This window comes from Aquisphaera insulae, from assembly GCF_011064615.1.
Classification (GTDB): Bacteria; Planctomycetota; Planctomycetia; order Isosphaerales; family Isosphaeraceae; genus Aquisphaera; species Aquisphaera insulae.
In genome coordinates this window covers 1-1622 of the sequence record NZ_JAALJH010000215.1, presented here as the reverse complement: position 1 = coordinate 1622, position 1622 = coordinate 1, and the positions used below count along the sequence as shown (strand labels likewise).

The window sequence follows — 1622 nt, the reverse complement described above, 5'->3', positions numbered from 1 at the left end:
CTGAAGCCGCTACGGCCGCCGCCGGCGAGGATTACAAGTGCCGCCCCGGGGCGCTGAAGTGGTTCTTCAAGAAGAGCCGCGACAACTGGAAGGCCAAGCATCAGGACCTCAAGGCCTCCGTCAAGGCGCTCAAGAATCAACTCGCCGCCGTAACCCGCAGCCGTGCCGAGTGGCGGGCCAAGGCCGAGGCCGCCACCCTCCGCGCCGAGTCCCTCGAGACCGAGCTCATGGCCCTCCGCGGCCGCGATGCCGCGGGCCCCGCCCCAAAAAAGATCCCGACGGCGGCCCCCTGAACTTCTCCCCCGAGGAGCAGCGAGTCCCCCGCGGCCAGCACTATGCCGCGGGGGTGGTGCTCGGGTTCCACTCCCTGGTGATCCACCACGGGTCGTCGCTGCGGTGCGCCGCCGCGACGCTCGGCTGGGTCGGATCGAGGGCCGACCGGGAGGACCTCTCCCCGCACCCATCGACCGGCCGGACCTGGATGATGCGGCTGGGCCTGGCGGCCCTGAATCGCCCCAAGGCCGTCGCCGACGACCGGGCCTGGCTGATCGACCACTCGGTCCAGGTCGGCACCTGTAAATGCCTGGTCATCCTCGGCATCCGGCTCGGCGAGCTGCCCGAAGGCCGGGCGCTGGGCCATCGCGACCTGGAGCCGATCGCGGTGAAGCCGATGACCGGGGCCGACAAGTGGGCCGTGGCGACCTGCCTGGAGGAGGCCGCGGAGCGGACCGGCACGCCCCGGGCGATCCTTGATGACCGCGGTGCCGACCTGCACGGCGGGGTGGAGATCTTCCGCGCGGCGCACCCCGAGACGGTCGAGATCTACGACATCACCCACAAGGCGGCCTGCCTGCTGAAGTCCCGCCTGGAGCGGGACGACCGCTGGAGGAGCTATGCCACGGCACTGGGCCGGACGAAGTTCGCGACCCAGCAGACCGAGCTGGCGTGCCTGACACCGCCGAGCCAGCGGTCCAAGGCGCGATTCATGAACGTGGGCAAGCTGGTGGCCTGGGGGGCGCGTACGCTGGCCCTGGTGGACGATCCGGCCGGCCTGGGCTCGCTGGGGATCGCGGCGGATCGGGTGCGCGAGAAGTTGGGCTGGCTCCGGGAGTATCGCGAGCCGCAGGAGGAGTGGTCGGGGTATCAGGCGGTGATCGACGGAGCGCTGGACTTCGTTCGTCGGCGGGGGATCTATGCGGGGGCGTGGTTCGACCTGAGGGCGTCGCTGCCCGAGGCGTCCGGCCCGGCCGGCGAGCTGCGGCGCGAGCTGATCGATTTCGTGCAGGGGGAGTCGCTGAAGGCGCGGCCCGGCGAGCGGCTGCCGGGGACGACGGAGGCACTGGAGTCGTGCTTCGGCAAGCTCAAGGCGCTGGAGGACGGCCAGTCGAAGGGTGGCTTCACGGGGCTGGTGTTGAGCCTCGGGGCGATGGTGTCGGACTGGACGGCGGCGACCGTCGCCGAGGCGTTGGAGCGGTGCCGGGTGCGAGATGTCGAGGCATGGTGTCGCCGACACCTGGGCGCGTCGGTGCAATCGCAGAGGAGATTGGCCTATGCCGCGGCCCCGCGCGCAACAAATCCGGGATAAACCTTCGAGCCCGGCAAGATCAACTTTTCATCGCGCC

The 1622-nt window shown here is 70.7% G+C and carries 1 protein-coding gene and 1 pseudogene; both read left to right on the top strand.

The genetic code is table 11. From position 1 onward, the window contains the following. Nucleotides 1–293 (top strand): annotated as a pseudogene (locus tag G6O54_RS36805) (hypothetical protein); the annotation flags it as partial. Nucleotides 294–349: 56 nt separating this feature from the next. Further along, a complete protein-coding gene (locus tag G6O54_RS36800; protein ID WP_165236087.1) occupies nt 350–1585 on the top strand; it encodes a hypothetical protein in 1236 nt (411 codons plus the stop codon). The last annotated feature ends 37 nt before the right edge of the window (nt 1586–1622 follow it).